Raw genomic sequence first — 15,671 nt, 5'->3', positions numbered from 1 at the left:
ACGGCTTTGATAATCATATAGCCGGCCTCGCGCCGTTCCGGTAGGACGGCTATATGATTATCAGAGCCTCCATCGGGCTCGAAAAGACTGGTTATGGTTTCCTCCGGTCGTGATCACCAAACCTCCTCGGGTCAACATTCCTCACGCTTCCCGATACTGGTTATAGACCCTACAGCGATCTACCGGTATTCCGACTTATCGGCGATTGCGGCGGGTTATTCGGCGGCAGCCCACGTCCGGATCCGATGGAGCGGAAGTCGTTTGCCATCGCGCCGCTCGCGATTGGCGAACGGCGGGCTAGAGCGAACTCCGCTTGATGGCGAGGGGCGGCATGCTGGAATGAAAAATGCGCCCGGTTTCAGCAATTTGAAAGTCTCATTATCGGTAATGCTGCGGTGTCCACCATCCTTGTTGTCGATGACGATCCCAACATCCTGACCGCCCTCCGGTTCCTGCTGGAGCCGGAGGGTTATCATGTTTTGACCGCACAGAACGGGGAGGCGGCACTAGCCGCGGCTGGTATCGAATCACCGGCGCTGGTTGTGACGGACTGGAAAATGCCCCGGCTCGATGGTGTGGAACTGTGCTGGCGCCTGCGGCGCAGTCGCGCAACAGCGGGAATTCTATTGGTTATGGCCGCCGGCACGCTTCCCGCCGCCCTCGGCAGGGCGGCCGTGGGACGTGTTTCTTCTGAAGCCGGTGCAGGCAGTCTGCCTGCTCAACGCCATCCGCGGGCTCCTGTTGCAGGTCTCGTCCGACACGAACGGGAGCCGATAGGTCACACACTGCTTTTGCATATGCGCGTACAGTTCAAGCGGTCGCGTCGTTGTCGGAATAAAAATAGGCGTCGAGCGTCCAGGGCTGCGCGATCTGCCGTCTCACCAACCGGACGAGCGCTCCGGACGAAATGTCGCCGAACGTGAAGGTGATCTCCTCGAAGCCGTGACGGTTGTCAATACCGATCTGGACCTGCTCAACATCAGCGGCGTATTGCCCGAGCGCTTTCCATGCAGCTACGACCTGCAGCGTACCCCGGATTGCGCGCACGGTCAGCCGGTAACGGGGACCGTCGACAGGACTGTTGCGTGAGGAGACGATGCGGATGGCGAAATCATTCGGCAGCACGAGGATCTGCGCACAGTCCGGCGACGCCGGCGGCGTCGAGCGGGAGCGGATCATGTTGCACTGGTGGTTCCCGCGTGGCCCGCAAGACGCTCCTTCATCCAGTTGATGAGGCTCCCGCTCAGTACATACTGGACCTGCCGGGGCGACATCGCGTGGTGAACTTCGAAGGTGCCGCCCCGCGTTGTGTTCTTGACGGTCAGTCCGTGGCTCCTGGTCAGCGCATCATGGACGCCATCAAGCCGCAGCACGTCGCCGACCGCAATGCCGTCATAGTCGGCGGGATCGTCAAAGGTCAGCGCGAGCACGCCAAAATTAACGAGATTCTGCGCGTGGATGCGTGCGAAACTTTTCGCCAGTACAACGCGCAGTCCAAGAAAGCGTGGCGCCAGCGCCGCGTGCTCGCGACTCGAACCCTGTCCGTAGTTGGATCCGCCAATAACAAGATGATCACCGGTTTCCTTCGCACGCCGCGCATAGGCAGGGTCAATTCGCTCGAACGCAAAATTCGCAATTTCCGGGATGTTGCTGCGAAGCGGCAGCACCCGCGCGCCGGCCGGCATGATTTCATCTGTCGAGACGTTATCTCCCGCCTTCAGCATCACCGGCATTTCGACCATGTCGGGCAGCGATTCGAACGCCGGCAGTGGGGCGATATTCGGGCCTTTGAGCAGCGTCACCCGCAACGCTTTTTCAGCGGAAAGCGGAGGGTCGAACATCTCGCGATGGACGATCGGATGATCGGGATCGGCAACGCGCGGATACGGCATGCCGAGCGTGCGCGGATCCGTGATCTCACCCGTGAGGGCCGACGCAGTGGCGGTTTCGGGGCTGACGAGACACACCCTGTCTTCGGGTGTGCCCGAGCGGCCGGGGAAATTGCGCGGCACGGTGCGCAGCGACAACCCGTTGGTTGCGGGTGCCTGACCCATGCCGATGCAGCCGTTGCAGCCGGCCTGATGCAGGCGCGCGCCGGCATGAAGCAGGTTCACGATATGGCCGTCGCTCACGAGCATTTCGAGCTGTGCCCGCGAGGTGGGATTCACGTCGAACGACACACGGTCATGGACGGCGCGTCCACGCACCATGGTTGCCGCTATCGCGAAGTCGCGGTAACCGGGATTGGCGGATGAACCGATGTAAGCCTGATGGATCGGCTCGCCCGCGACCTCGCGCACGGGAACCACGTTGTCCGGGCTCGACGGCATGGCGATCAGCGGCTCGAGGCGCCCGAGATCGATTTCGTCACGAACATCATAGGTCGCACCAGGGTCAGCTATCAGTTCGGTCCAGTCGGCTTCCCGTCCCCACGCACGCAGGAAGCGCCGGACCTCCTGATCGGAGGGGAAAACGGTGGTGGTCGCACCGAGTTCGGCACCCATGTTTGCAATGACATGCCGGTCCATGGCGCTGAGTCCATCAAGCCCTGGACCGTAGTATTCGATGATCCTGCCGACGCCGCCATCGACCCCATGACGGCGCAGCATCTCGAGGATCACATCCTTCGCACTTACCCAGTCGGGCAACCGGCCCGTCAGTTTCACGCCCCAGATCTCGGGCATGCGCGTGAAGAACGGCTCACCTGCGATCGCCAGCGCGACCTCGAGTCCGCCCGCACCGATGGCCAGCATGCCGATTGCGCCAGCGGCGGGCGTGTGACTATCAGAGCCGAGCAGCGTCCTGCCCGGTTTGCCGAAGTTCTCCTGATGACACGGATGGCTGACCCCGTTGCCGGGCCGTGAGTACCACAGTCCGAAGCGTTGCGCGGCGCTCTTCAGAAAGAGGTGATCGTCGGCATTGCGGTAGTCCTCCTGGATCAGGTTATGGTCCACATACTGCACGCTGACTTCGGTCCTCGCCCGGTCCAGTCCCATGGCTTCGAGCTCCAGCATCACGAGCGTGCCGGTCGCGTCCTGCGTCAGCGTCTGGTCAATCGAGATGCCGATCTCCGCGCCAGGCGTCATGTCGCCCTCGATCAGGTGAGACCGGATCAGCTTGCGTGCAAGGTTCATGCGCATGGCCCCATCCTCCGAAGCCGGTTCACGGCAGGACCGTACCGGCGATGGTTGACTCCGGTTCGCCAGAGAGCGGAGATGTCTGCGCTCATGTGCGTGGCAGCAGCCGTGACCGCTGGATCGATCCTGGCCACAGCCGATAATCCACGCGACGAGTTCACCCACTGTCGCGTAAGTATAAGTGTAGGGCGAGCACGAAGGAAATCACCACCGGTACGACCGGCTTCTTGTGAGCACTATCGCACTACCGGTTCATGACGCGCCGTCGAGACGCACTGCATTTGTAACGGCAGGCGAACCACCTGGAAAAGGCATTCATGTCGATGGCGATGGCACCGCAGACGTCGGGTGCGGTTGCGATAGATGCACCGTGTTGGTTGCCTTCCGGAAACTGCCAAGGTCCATTAGCGCGCATAATGCGGCGAGATCGTTCAGATCGAAATGCTCATCGGACAGCGCGGGCGTGATTGGTGCTTATTTCCAATCGATCGATACCCTGGTTGGATATTCTGGTTGCAATTGACATGGTCGATGTCCTTGTAATCGGCGGCGGCAATGCCGCCCTCTGCGCGGCGCTGATGGCGCGCGAAGCGGGCGCTTCGGTGCTGCTCGTCGAAACGTCGCCGCGCGAATGGCGCGGCGGCAATTCACAGCACACGCGCAACCTGCGCTGCATGCACGATACCCCTCAGGACGTGCTCGTCGGCGAGTATCCCGAAGAGGAGTTCTGGCAGGACCTGTTGAAGGTCACGGGCGGGCAGACGAACGAAGCGCTCGCCCGCCTCGTGATCCGGGCCTCGTCGAGCTGCCGTCCGTGGATGCACCGTCACGGCGTGCGTTTCCAGCCGTCGCTGTCGGGCGCGCTCCATACGGCGCGCACCAATGCGTTTTTCATGGGCGGCGGTAAGGCGCTCGTCAACGCGTACTACCGCAGCGCCGGGCAGCTCGGCGTACAGATACGCTACGATGCGCCCGTCGACCGGCTCGAGCTCGACGGCCCGCGCTTCGTCGCGGCTTATGTGGCCGACGAACGCATCGCGGCGCGCAGCTGCGTGCTTGCAGCCGGCGGCTTCGAATCGAACCGCGAGTGGCTGCGCGCCGCGTGGGGACAGAACGAGCGCGGCGAGTACCCGGCCGACAACTTCCTGATCCGCGGCTCGCGCTTCAACAACGGCACGCTGCTGCGCTTCATGCTCGACGCCGGCGCGGACCGCATCGGCGACCCGATGCAGGCTCACATGGTTGCGATCGACGCGCGAGCGCCGCTCTACGATGGGGGAATCTGCACGCGCATCGATTGCGTATCGCTCGGCATCGTCGTCAACCGGGAGGCCGTGCGCTTTTACGACGAAGGCGAGGACTTCTGGCCAAAGCGCTATGCGATCTGGGGCCGGCTCGTCGCGCAGCAACCGGGCCAGATTGCCTATTCGATAATCGATGCAAAAGCCGTCGGCCGTTTCATGCCGCCCGTGTTTCCCGGCGCGCGGGCGAACAGCCAGCGGGAACTCGCCCGCGCGCTCGACCTTGACGATGCGCGCTTCATGCAGACGCTCGACACCTACAACGCGGCGTGCCGGCCCGGCACGTTCGACCACACGCAGCTCGACGACTGCCATACCGAAAGCCTCACGCCGGCCAAGACACACTGGGCGCGTCCGATCGACACCGCGCCCTTCTTCGGCTATGCGCTGCGGCCGGGCGTCACCTTCACCTATCTCGGCCTGAAGACCGATCAGACAGCCGCCGTCCACTTCGGCGGCGTCCCCAGCCCGAACCTGTTCGTGGCGGGCGAAATGATGGCGGGCAACGTGCTCGGCCAAGGTTACACGGCGGGCGTCGGCATGAGCATCGGAACGGCCTTCGGCCGCATCGCAGGGAGCAACTCGGCCGCAGCAGCACGCGAGGAACACGCAGATGCAGCCGCTTGAGATCCTGATCCGCGATGCCCGGGCCGTGGCGGATGGTTCGTCGTTCGTCCCACCCGCCGCCACCGCGGAGAACGAAGTCGCGCGCATCCTGCAGATCTGCAATGCATGCCGCTATTGCGAAGGCTTTTGCGCGGTATTTCCAGCAATGACACGGCGTCTGGAGTTCGGCAACGCCGACGTGCATTACCTCGCGAACCTGTGCCACAACTGCGGCGCCTGCCTGCACGCGTGCCAGTACGCGCCGCCGCATGAGTTCGCGGTGAACGTGCCTCAGGCGATGGCTCGCGTGCGCCTGCGCACGTACCGCCTTTACGCGTGGCCAAGCGCTTTCGGCAGACTTTACGAGCGCAACGGGCTCGTGGTCTCGCTGGCGCTCGCCGCCGGCTTCGCGCTGTTCCTGATTCTCGCGCTCGCGCTGCGCGGCACCCTATGGCGCGCCGCGCCCGGAGGCAGCTTCTACGATGTCTTCCCGCACCGGCTGATGGTCGGCGTGTTCGCGCCGGTGTTCCTGTTCGCGGTCGTTGCGCTTGGCGTCGGCGTGCGGCGCTTCTGGCGCGAGATGGGGCCCGGCGTGGCGAGTGCCGCGGAAACGGCCGAGGCCGGCGCGGCGGTGGCCACGCTCAAGTATCTCGGTGGCGGCCACGGCGACGGCTGCAACAACGACGACGACCGCTTCTCGCTCGCCCGCCGACACTTCCATCAGACCACCTTCTACGGCTTTCTGCTGTGCTTCCTGTCAACGAGCGTCGCCACGCTCTATCACTACCTGCTCGGTCTCGAAGCGCCGTATGCGTACATGAGCCTGCCGGCGCTGCTGGGCATCGCGGGCGGCATCGGCATCACGGTCGGCACGCTCGGCCTCGGATGGCTGAATCTGCGCCGACACCCGCTGCAGGGCGATGCGCAACAAAAACCGATGGATCTCGGCTTCATTGCGATGCTGCTGTTCATCGCCGTGAGCGGACTCGCGCTCGCCGCGTGGCGCGCGAGCGCGGCGATGCCTACGCTGCTCGCGCTTCATCTGGGCGCAGTGATCGCCTTGTTCCTGACGATGCCTTACGGAAAATTCGCGCATGGGCCGCTGCGCGCGGCAGCATTGCTCAAGTGGGCGATCGAGCGCCGCCAGCCGAATTGCCTGAGCCTTGCCGACGATTAACGCAGTAGACTGCAGACAGAGAATAGCTTTAATTAATAAAAGCACGCAGAAACGCGGATGATTCGGACCACACTCCGACGGGGCGCACATCACGCTCCAGGATACGGTTAACGAGCGCAAGGAGACAAAAAATGGCAACAATCGAAAAAGGTGTAGCAGCGCCCTCGCAGCAGCAGATTTTCAAGGTTGCGCTGGCCAGCATCATCGGGTCGGTCATCGAGCAGTACGACTTCCTCGTCACGGGGATTATCGCCGCCACCGTCTGGGGCGAGATCTTCTTCAAGCTGCCCAATCTCGCCGCCATCGCGGCCGCGATCGGCGTGTACGGATTGGGCATCGTGATCCGCCCCGTAGGCGCGTTCATCTTCGGGAACATCGCCGATCGCAAAGGCCGCAGGGACGCGATGGTCTATGCGCTGTTGCTGATGGGCGTGAGCACGCTTTTAATCGGACTGACGCCGACTTACGACAGCATCGGCGCCGCCGCCCCCATCCTCCTGATCCTGTTCCGCCTGGTGCAGGGCATCAGCTTCGGCGCCGAATTCGGCACCGCTGCGACGTGGGTCGTCGAGCAGGCGGCGAAGTCAAAGCGTCGCGCGTTCTGGGGAGCCTGGGTCGGATTCGCGATCCCGCTTGGCCTCCTCCTCGGCTTCGGCTCGGTCATCCTGGTCAAGTCGCTGATGTCGCCCGAGCAGTTCACCGCCTGGGGCTGGCGGATCTTCTTTTATGTCGGCTTCGCGGTGGCGATCGTCGGCATCGTGATCCGGACCCGCACCATGGACAGCTTCGTGTTCGAGCGCTTCAAGCATGGCGCCGAAACGCTCAAAAGTCCGGCCGCTCGCGTGTGGAAGGAAATGCCGCTACGCATCTTGCGCACGTCGCTCGTGAACGCGATGTTCGGCGGCGCGTTCTTCCTGAGCTTCGTGTTCGGCACGAGCTACATGAAAGCGGTCGGCTTCGCCGGAACACTCGCGGAAACGATCGGCCTCATCGCTGCCGCTTCGATGCTGGTGTTCATGATCATCGGCTCGCTGCTCGCGGACATCATCAACCGACGCACGATCCTGCTGATCTCGGCCGTGGTCTTCCTCGTGTGGGCGATCCCCTATTTCTACCTGATCAACACCGGCAACTTCTGGCTCGCGGTGCTCGCCGAGGTGATCGGCTTCGGCTTCGTGTTCGGCTTCGGATATGGCGCGATCCCGACCTTCTATACCGAGAACTTCCCGACGCGCTTCCGCGCGTCGGGCGCGAGCGCCGCCTATCAGGTGTCGCAGGTCTACGGCGGGGGGCTCATTCCGATCATCGCCGGCCTGATCCTGCATGCGTACGGGATCCATCGAGCCTATATTTATATCGGTCTCTTCGTGATGGTCTACGCCGTGGCGGCAATCCTGGCGATCCTCGCGACGCCGGAAACCAAGGGCGTCGATCTCGAATTCTGATTCGGCAAGGAGCAACGCGATGTCGTCTGCCTCGCTCGCCCTGACCCGCACCCTGTGGAATGCGCTCGGCGGCCAGGCCGACGATGTCGACCGACTCGCCTTTCGCGGCACCGGCAGTCTGCCGTCGGCGTTCGCAGTCACCGACTTCGCCGCCGCGTCGGTCGCCGCCGCGGCGCTCGCAGTCGACGAACTGCTCGCGCATGCGCATCCGCACGCCGCGCGCTCGCTCTCGGACGAGCCCACTTCATCCCCCTTTCAGACCCGCCAACCCGCGGCTGTCGAAGTCGACCGGCGGCTTGCCTCGTTCTGGTTTGCGACGTCGCTGCGCCCGGACGGTTGGCAGGTTCCCCCGTTGCGCGATCCATTGACGGGCGACTACCCGACCCGCGATGGCTGGATCCGCCTGCATGCTAACGCGGCTCATCACCGGGCGGCCGTGCGTCGCACGCTCGGCGCGGTCGCCGACCGCCACGCGGCCGCCGCAGCCGTCGCGACATGGGAAGGCGCCGACCTCGAACAGGCGATCATCGATGCAGGCGGTTGTGCCGCGCAGATGCGCGACGCCGACGCGTGGCGTACGCATCCACAAGGCAGCGCGGTAGCGGCCGAACCGGTCGTCGCGTACGACAAGGGGCCAACTGGCACCGTGCCTGGCTGGCCCATCGCGCTCAAGCGACCGCTTGACGGCGTGCGCGTGCTCGACGTGACGCGCGTGCTCGCCGGGCCGACGGCTACGCGCTTTCTTGCGGGCCTGGGCGCGACGGTCTTGCGCATCGATCCCCCGGACTGGGACGAGCCCGGCGCCGTGCCGGACGTCACGCTCGGCAAGCGCTGCGCCCGGCTCGACTTGAAAACGTTATCCGGACATACGACGTTTGCTGGGCTACTGGCGGACGCCGATGTGCTCGTGCACGGCCTGCGCCCGGGCGCGCTCGACCGGCTCGGCTTTGACGCGGCCACGCGCGAGCGCCTCGCTCGCGGGCTCGTAGACGTCAGCCTCGATGCTTACGGCTGGAGCGGACCTTGGGGGATGCGTCGCGGCTTCGATAGCCTGGTGCAGATGAGCAGCGGCATCGCCGACGCGGGAATGCGCTGGCGCGCATCCGCCTCGCCCGTCCCGCTACCGGTGCAGGCGCTGGACCACGCCACCGGCTATCTGGTGGCGGCCGCGGTGCTGCGCGGCCTGAAGCGCCGGCTCGAGCACGGCATCGCGACGCGCGCGCGACTCTCGCTCGCCCGGACCGCAAGACTGCTCATCGACTTCAACGCACCGTGGGACGATACCTCGCTCGCCTCGGAATCCGCAGCCGACGCGAGCGCGGCGATCGAATCGACTCCATGGGGGCCGGCTCGCCGCATTGCGGCGCCGTGGCGGATCGCCGGCGTCGACGTGCACTGGGATTTGCCGGCTAGCGCACTAGGCAGCGCGCCCCCATGCTGGCCCTGAAGTCTTGCGCATGCGCTGCCGATGAACTGTCGTAGGGATCCATTCGTTAAGCCTCGCGGCTCCCATCCTTATCGACGAGGCGGCGGCGCACGAGCTCCGGATGGCCGGCGCAATACAACCCGGTTGCGGCGGACAGCCTGGCTAAGTGGCACAGGGCCGCCGATTGCCGGCGTTTGCGCTTAAACTTCCTGCGTGGCGCAGATAATTGATAAGACAGGACCGCATTCCATACGGTGGGCACATTCCATACGGTGGGTACAGTGGCATCTTTGAGGCCGAGCTTTGCGAGATTGAATTGGCCTTTGCTAATGCCATGCATCAACTCAATGCCGGCCAGAGTGATCGCGGCGTTCCTGAAACGCTTGAAGCCGAGCATGGCATTGGTCCGGGACTTGATGTGGCGATGGTCCTGTTCGATCAGATTGCTGAGATACCTTGAGACCGACACAGTAGAAGACGCAGTCGCTGCTCATGTTGCCCTGACGCAATTTGGCGTCGGATCTTATCGACGCGCATCATAAGTCTCGCCACGCGTCAGATGGCACAAAAGCCCCACAAGAAGGCGCCCGACGCTGAGATATCGGCATGCATGCGCGACGCCAACTGCTATTCTTCAGACACGGCGACTCACGCGTCTCCGGTCGGCTCCGCGGGTCGTTGGCGGCCATTCCGCATGCATGCGGAAAGGGGGCTGTATGTCACGTCCGGAACGACCTCGGTCCGTGGGACGCGCACGGAATCGACAGCACTCGCGCGGACACCTCTGGCTCGCTATCGGCATTTCGCTGACTGGACTCTGCCTGACACCCGTGGCGTTCGCGGCGGGCAGCCTGCCGCAGGGCGGCCATTACGTCGCTGGCACTGGCACGATAGCGGGCGCGGGCAACAGCCTCGTGATCACGCAACCCGGTTCGACACGCGGTGTGATCGACTGGAACAGCTTCTCGATCGGCAGGCACAACAGCGTCACGTTCGCCAACGGCACGGGCGCAACCCTGAACCGGGTGACGGGTGGCTCGCTCTCAGCGATCCTCGGCATGCTCAGTGCCACGGGCAGTGTCTACGTGATCAATCCGCAAGGCATCGTCGTGGGTCGATCCGGCGTGGTGGCGACGGGCGGACGCTTCGTTGCATCCACGCTGGACACATGCGACTGCGCGTTCATGAACGGCGGCGCGCTTACCCTGTCGGGCAACTCGGACGCAGTAGTCGTGAATCTCGGGAAGATCAGCTCCAGTGGCGGCGACGTGTTCCTGCTCGCCCGGACCGTGATCAACGCGGGAACTGTCAATGCGCCTGAGGGCACGGCGGAATTCGCGGCCGGATCGAAGGTGCTGCTGCAGGACTCGTCGAGCGGCCAACAGGTATTCGTCCAGGCGGGCAGCGCGGGCAATGTGATTGATTCGGGTATCACGCGCGCCGCGCAGATCAGCCTGCAAGCCGCGGACGGCAACGTGTACGCGCTCGCGGGCGGCGGCGCGCGCATCCGTGCGACGGGCACGGCGACTCGCGACGGCCACGTGTGGCTCGTGGCGGACGACGGCACGGTGTCGCAACAAGGCGCGATCGTGGCGAAGAACGCTGACGGCCGCGGAGGCACGGTTGATACCGAGGCAGCGCGACTGTCGTTCCAGAGAGGCGCGGCCGTGTACGCCGGTCGATGGAACATCGCGACGCCAGCGCTCACCGTGGACGCCTCAGTCGCGCGTTCGCTCGAGCGCAGCCTGAATGCGGGCAGCACGGTCGACCTGACGACCATCGGCGCCAATGGTGCGGCCGGAGACCTGCTGATCGCATCCGATATCGACTGGCACGGTGCGTCGGCGCTGACGCTCGCGGCTTACCATAACGTCGCGCTTTCGTCGGGCACGAAGATCCGCGACACGGGTTCTGGTGACCTCACGCTGCGCGCGGACGCGACGGGCATCGATAACGGCGGCAGCGTGACGAACGGCGGCACGATCGACTGGTCGAAAAGCACCGGGACGGTCAGCGCGCTGTACGACATGAACGGCACCTACGCACCGGGGACGCTGCTTGCCAACACGGCCTGGACGGCACCGTCCGACAGCGGACTGATCACTCAGATTACCGGCTACCGGCTCGTCAATTCGCTCGCGGATCTGGAAAATATATCGCTCGATCTTGCCGGCGACTATGCGCTCGGCAAGGACATCGACATCAGCACGCCAAGCTACGGCGCAGGTCTTTATGTACCGATCGGAACAGGCGCCGCGCCGTTCGCTGGACAGTTCGACGGCATGGGCCAAACGATCTCGAATCTGAATGCGAGGCAGAGTGTTCCCGCCACAAGCGATCCGGCGAATCCCGCGGCAGCGAGTGGTCTGTTCGGTGTGATCGGCGCGACGGCCGTCGTTCGCAACGTCAGCGTAAATGGCTTCGTAAGCATCAGCGGCTATGGCTCCTTTGGCGTCCTGGCCGGCGTCAACGACGGCCTGATCGTGCATGCCCAGACGAGTGGCAGCCTTTCGCTGTCTAACCCTTTCGTCTCGATCGATTCGATGAGCGGCGGCCTGGTGGGCTCGAATTACGGCACGATCACACGCTCGTCCAGCGACGCGTCGATGGTGAGCGAGGGCGTGTTGGGCGGCCTCGTCGGATACAACTTCAGCACCGGCGTGATCCGGCAGTCGTACGAAGCGCAAAGCCCGGACATCCCGCCACCGTTTGGGCCGGGCACCGTGAATGCCTTTGCTCACACTCAAGGCGCCGGCGGTCTGGTAGGCACGAACGACGGTCTGATTACGCAGTCATATGCGACCGGGACCGTTACGTTCACGCCCGACTACTGCGGTGGCGGCGGCGGCGAGCCCTGCTTTGGCTCGGGGAGCGCCGCGCTCGTTCAAAGCAACACCGGCACGATCGAGCAATCCTTCGCGACGGGCAACGTCGTCCAGGAAATTATCCCAGGCTTGGGGCCGCCCGCGCTCGGTGTTGCGACCAGCAATACCGGCACGATCGCCAACGACGTCTTCTGGGACACGCAGACAACCGGAGCCACGGTCGGCGTGGGCACGGGTACCCCCGTGCCGATCGCGAATGGACTCACCACCGCGCAGATGAGCGTGCCATCGAGCTTCGGCCCGACGTTCGACTTCAGTTCAACCGGCGTCTGGGCATTGCCGGCCGGCGCGACCCATCCCGTACTGCGTTGGCAACTCGATCCTTGAGGGGGCCGATTACTCCGACGCGGCTCTCGGTTGCCGTGGTATCGCCAGTGCGCGGAACCGGTTTCCTGAATGGCCAGATCCCGCTTGGCAACGGACGACTGCAAATCCAAGGTCGGATGTCTCGTTGGGGTCGGGAGTGCGAGTTCGCTGATGCGGGAAGCTGACGTCCGGCTGCGCGCCCACCGTCGCATCGACTACCGCCTACTGGCTGGTCAGCGCGGAGAATGCGGACGGCGCGATCCGGCGGCCCGAGCTCGCCGATTTCAAACGTTGGCTCGTCGACGAGGCGGCGGCCTTCGACGCGCATGCGGACGCGGCGGCGGACGACGACGTAGCAGCGCATAGGTGAGCCACACTCACCTGTCGTCGAAATCTTTTCCTTTGCCGGCTGCGCGGCGGGCTGCGACGATGGTGGCCAAAGAGGAGCCGCCATGTCGACGACCCATAGCAAGCAACCCGCCCCCGCCCTCGCTCCCGCAACGACCGTCACCACGACGCTCGTGATCGTCGCCGGTGCGCTGATCCTGAGCGCCGCGATGGGCATCCGCCAGACCTTCGGCCTGTTCATCGGCCCGTTCTCGTTCGACCGCGGTCTGCCGGTCACGCTGATCGCTTTCGCGATCGCGCTGCACAACCTCGTGTGGGGCTTCGCGCAGCCGCTCGCGGGCGCGGCCGCGGATCGCTATGGCTCGGCGCCGGTCGTCGCGTTCGGCGATTCGACATTCGCGGCCGGCCTCGGGCTGTCGGCGTCGCCCCGAGCGGTGCGCTGCTGGTGACCGGCATGGGATTGCTGGTCGGCATCGGCGTGAGCTGCACGACCTTCGGCGTGGTGTTGCCAGCGGTCGGCCGCGTTGCGTCGCCGGAGAAGCGCAGCGTCGCGATGGGGCTCGTCAGCGCCGGCGGCTCCGCCGGACAGGTGCTGATGGTGCCGCTCGTACAAGGCATCCGGCTGCATTCGGGCATCGCGACATCGCTATTCGTGCTCGCTTTCGCCATGCTGCTGATCGCGCCGCTCGGCATCGTGCTCGACCGGCGTGCGCCGATCCACGCGACGGCTCAGGCGCGGTTCGAGGACGCGCCCGCGGCGCCGCTGCGCGAGGTTCTGTCACAAGCGATGCGCCATCGCGGCTACCGCTTGCTGACGCTCGGCTTCTTCACCTGCGGCTTTCAGCTCGCGTTCATCGCGACGCATCTGCCCGAGTATCTGACGCTGTGTCATATGCCGATCGGGCTGGGCGCCACCGCGCTTGCGCTGATCGGCCTGTTCAACATGGCGGGCAGTTGGGCATGTGGTTGGCTCGGCGGCCGGTTCCGCCAACATCATGTGCTCGGCTGGCTTTATCTGATTCGCAGCGCGACGATCGCCGCATTCTTCGCGCTGCCGAAAAGCGCTGTGTCCGTGGTGATTTTCGCGGCGGTGATGGGCCTCACGTGGCTCGGCACCGTACCGCTGACGAGCGGGCTAGTCGCCAAGGTGTTCGGCACGCGTCACCTCGGCAGCCTGTTCGGCGTGTGTGCTTTCTGAGCCATCAGATCGGCTCGTTTCTCGGCGCGTGGCTCGGTGGCCTCGTGTTCGATCTGACGGGCTCGTACTCACTGCTATGGGTAGCGACGGTCGCGGCGGGATTGATTGCGGCACTGCTGCATTTCCCGATCGACGACACCGTGGTGATGACGCCCGCGCGGCGTTCGTCTCGCCCCGCGCAGGCGTGATGCGAATTGCCGATAGAGATGCTGAAGCGATTCCAGTCGAGGCTACTTTTTCGGTGCATCCGCCGCGGCTTTCGGCACACGCCCCATCAGATAGAACTCGTCGTTCGGACGCATCGAGATTACGTTGGCCATCCGGTTCGACAGCCCGAAAAACGCGGTGATTGCCGCGATGTCCCAGATGTCTTCATCGGTGAAGCCGTGGCCGCGCAGTGTCTGGAAGTCTTCTTCGTCGACCGTGCCCGACGCGCGGCACACCTTCAGCGCGAAATCGAGCATCGCCTTCTGGCGGTCCGTGATGTCGGCCTTGCGGTGATTGACCGCGACCTGATCGGCGAGCAGCGGCGCTTTTTCGTAGATGCGCAGAATCGCGCCGTGGGCGACCACGCAGTAAAGACAATCGTTGACCGCGCTCGTCGCGACCACGATCATCTCCCGCTCGCCTTTCGTTAGACCGCCCTCTTTCAGCATCAACGCATCGTGATAAGCGAAGAACGCGCGGAATTCGTCGGGCCGATGCGCGAGCGTCAGAAACACGTTCGGCACGAAACCCGCTTTCTCCTGCACTTCGAGAATGCGGGCACTGATGTCTTCGGGCCACTCGCTCGGCTCGGGCACCGGGTAGCGGCTGATGGGCTGAAGCGTGGCCATGCGCTGTCTCCGTGATCTCTGTCGGGGTATGCCGACCATTGTAGCAACGCGATTTCGCGCTCGCCCGCGCTTCACCAGGTCCGCTCGATCACGTCCCACATTGCCGCCCGTATCGTCTAGACTTTCAGCTCGGCATGCGTTAAGCCGCCCGGCACGGCGGCGACGAAAGGAGCGACCATGTCAAACGTTACGCACGACGCGCGGGCCCCGGTGGTCAAGCTGCGGCCCGAACGGGAAATCGCGACGATGCAGCGGCTGCCCTATTTCGTCGGCATTTCGGCGAGCACCGCGGGCAGCACCGGGCTGTCGATGTACATGGTCGTGGTCCCGCCTGGCGGCCATGCGGAGCCGCACTTTCACGCCGACTACGAGACCGCGATCTATATGCTCGAAGGCATGATCGAGACGCGCTACGGCCCGGGCTTACGCGAGTCGGTCATCACCGAGCCGGGCGACTTCCTGTTCATTCCGCCGGGCGTGCCGCATCAGCCGTTCAATCTCGACGCGAACGCCGCGGCGCGCGCGATCGTCGCGCGCAATCACGCGGACGAGCATGAGCGCGTGGTGCCCTATGATCCGTCCGAGGATGCGTGAGGCAACGGGCCTCTTCCCGGACCGCCTCGCCTGAAGCGAGGCAAATCATGCTTCTCAAACCGGTTTGATCCACTTGCCGCGCGGCGCATGCAGGCCGCGCCGCGTCGTGCGCCGCGCCCATTCGTCGGTCGCGCGCGATTTCGTCGGCGTTCTTTCACGACGCCGACTCGCCACCTGTGCTGAAGCCGACCAGAACCGCCGCGAAGATCACCGCACGTCTCGCGGAGTGAATGAACAGTAGACGAAACACGCGGCATCACGCTCGATGCCGCTTTGCCAAAATCTAAAAATAAATTGACGGCATTTTTAGCTCGTATATCCTAGGGAAACGCTGATTAATGAACTGTCGGATCGGCTTGCAGATCAAGACGCGTCAAATTTTCTGGATAACGAATCGAATCGACGCTCATTT

General features: G+C 64.4%; 10 protein-coding genes and 3 pseudogenes. 9 read left to right on the top strand and 4 right to left on the bottom strand.

The window, feature by feature from the left end; all coding sequences use genetic code 11:
- Positions 1 to 395: 395 nt before the first annotated feature.
- Positions 396 to 923 (top strand): response regulator, encoded by a 528-nt coding sequence (locus tag HWY30_RS32985; protein WP_090806797.1) that lies wholly within the window; start codon positions 396 to 398, stop codon positions 921 to 923.
- Here HWY30_RS32985 and HWY30_RS32980 read toward each other — a convergent pair.
- Both HWY30_RS32980 and HWY30_RS32975 read right to left on the bottom strand, forming a co-directional pair.
- Entirely contained in the window at positions 811 to 1,179 is a 369-nt protein-coding gene (locus HWY30_RS32980) for a hypothetical protein (RefSeq protein WP_167368680.1), read from the bottom strand. The genes HWY30_RS32985 and HWY30_RS32980 overlap by 113 nt on opposite strands.
- Entirely contained in the window at positions 1,176 to 3,302 is a 2,127-nt protein-coding gene (locus HWY30_RS32975) for an aconitate hydratase (RefSeq protein WP_208524347.1), read from the bottom strand. The genes HWY30_RS32980 and HWY30_RS32975 overlap by 4 nt, the downstream gene beginning before the upstream one ends.
- 359 nt (positions 3,303 to 3,661) lie before the next feature.
- Here HWY30_RS32975 and tcuA point away from each other — a divergent pair, with 359 nt between their 5' ends.
- The 4 genes from tcuA to HWY30_RS32955 all read left to right on the top strand — a co-directional run bounded on the left by tcuA (position 3,662) and on the right by HWY30_RS32955 (position 9,113).
- Entirely contained in the window at positions 3,662 to 5,065 is a 1,404-nt protein-coding gene (gene tcuA / locus HWY30_RS32970; protein WP_090806801.1) for an FAD-dependent tricarballylate dehydrogenase TcuA, read from the top strand.
- Entirely contained in the window at positions 5,052 to 6,221 is a 1,170-nt protein-coding gene (gene tcuB / locus HWY30_RS32965) for a tricarballylate utilization 4Fe-4S protein TcuB (RefSeq protein ID WP_090806802.1), read from the top strand. Before tcuA ends, tcuB begins: the two co-directional genes overlap by 14 nt.
- 131 nt (positions 6,222 to 6,352) lie before the next feature.
- Complete coding sequence (locus tag HWY30_RS32960; RefSeq protein WP_090806804.1) at positions 6,353 to 7,666, top strand: MFS transporter; 1,314 nt, start codon at positions 6,353 to 6,355, stop codon at positions 7,664 to 7,666.
- A 19-nt stretch (positions 7,667 to 7,685) separates the two neighbouring features.
- Complete coding sequence (locus HWY30_RS32955) at positions 7,686 to 9,113, top strand: CoA transferase (RefSeq protein WP_090806806.1); 1,428 nt, start codon at positions 7,686 to 7,688, stop codon at positions 9,111 to 9,113.
- Between the two features lie 292 nt (positions 9,114 to 9,405).
- Here the strand turns inward: HWY30_RS32955 and HWY30_RS32950 are convergent.
- Positions 9,406 to 9,564, bottom strand: a pseudogene (locus tag HWY30_RS32950) (DDE-type integrase/transposase/recombinase); the annotation flags it as partial.
- A gap of 244 nt (positions 9,565 to 9,808) precedes the next feature.
- Here HWY30_RS32950 and HWY30_RS32945 point away from each other — a divergent pair.
- From HWY30_RS32945 to HWY30_RS32940, 3 genes and pseudogenes are all read left to right on the top strand, one after another.
- Positions 9,809 to 12,304 (top strand): two-partner secretion domain-containing protein, encoded by a 2,496-nt coding sequence (locus tag HWY30_RS32945; protein WP_244145100.1) that lies wholly within the window; start codon positions 9,809 to 9,811, stop codon positions 12,302 to 12,304.
- 154 nt (positions 12,305 to 12,458) lie between these two features.
- Positions 12,459 to 12,653: pseudogene (locus HWY30_RS42030) on the top strand (transcriptional regulator); the annotation flags it as partial.
- An 82-nt stretch (positions 12,654 to 12,735) separates the two neighbouring features.
- Positions 12,736 to 14,017 (top strand): annotated as a pseudogene (locus HWY30_RS32940) (MFS transporter).
- A 42-nt stretch (positions 14,018 to 14,059) separates the two neighbouring features.
- On the opposite strand, the gene HWY30_RS32935 reads toward HWY30_RS32940, so the two are convergent.
- Positions 14,060 to 14,665 carry a peroxidase-related enzyme gene (locus HWY30_RS32935; protein ID WP_090806810.1) on the bottom strand — a complete coding sequence of 202 codons (606 nt, stop codon included), beginning with the start codon at positions 14,663 to 14,665 and terminating at the stop codon, positions 14,060 to 14,062.
- A 177-nt stretch (positions 14,666 to 14,842) separates the two neighbouring features.
- On the opposite strand from HWY30_RS32935, the gene HWY30_RS32930 reads away from it, so the two are divergent.
- Positions 14,843 to 15,259: a cupin domain-containing protein gene (locus tag HWY30_RS32930; RefSeq protein ID WP_090806812.1), complete on the top strand. Its 417-nt coding sequence runs from the start codon at positions 14,843 to 14,845 to the stop codon at positions 15,257 to 15,259.
- Positions 15,260 to 15,671 lie beyond the last annotated feature (412 nt).

Source organism: Paraburkholderia tuberum STM678, from assembly GCF_902833905.1.
GTDB classification, from domain to species: domain Bacteria; phylum Pseudomonadota; class Gammaproteobacteria; order Burkholderiales; family Burkholderiaceae; genus Paraburkholderia; species Paraburkholderia tuberum.
The sequence above is the reverse complement of the archived record's forward strand: the minus strand, read 5'-3'. Positions and strand labels throughout refer to the sequence as shown.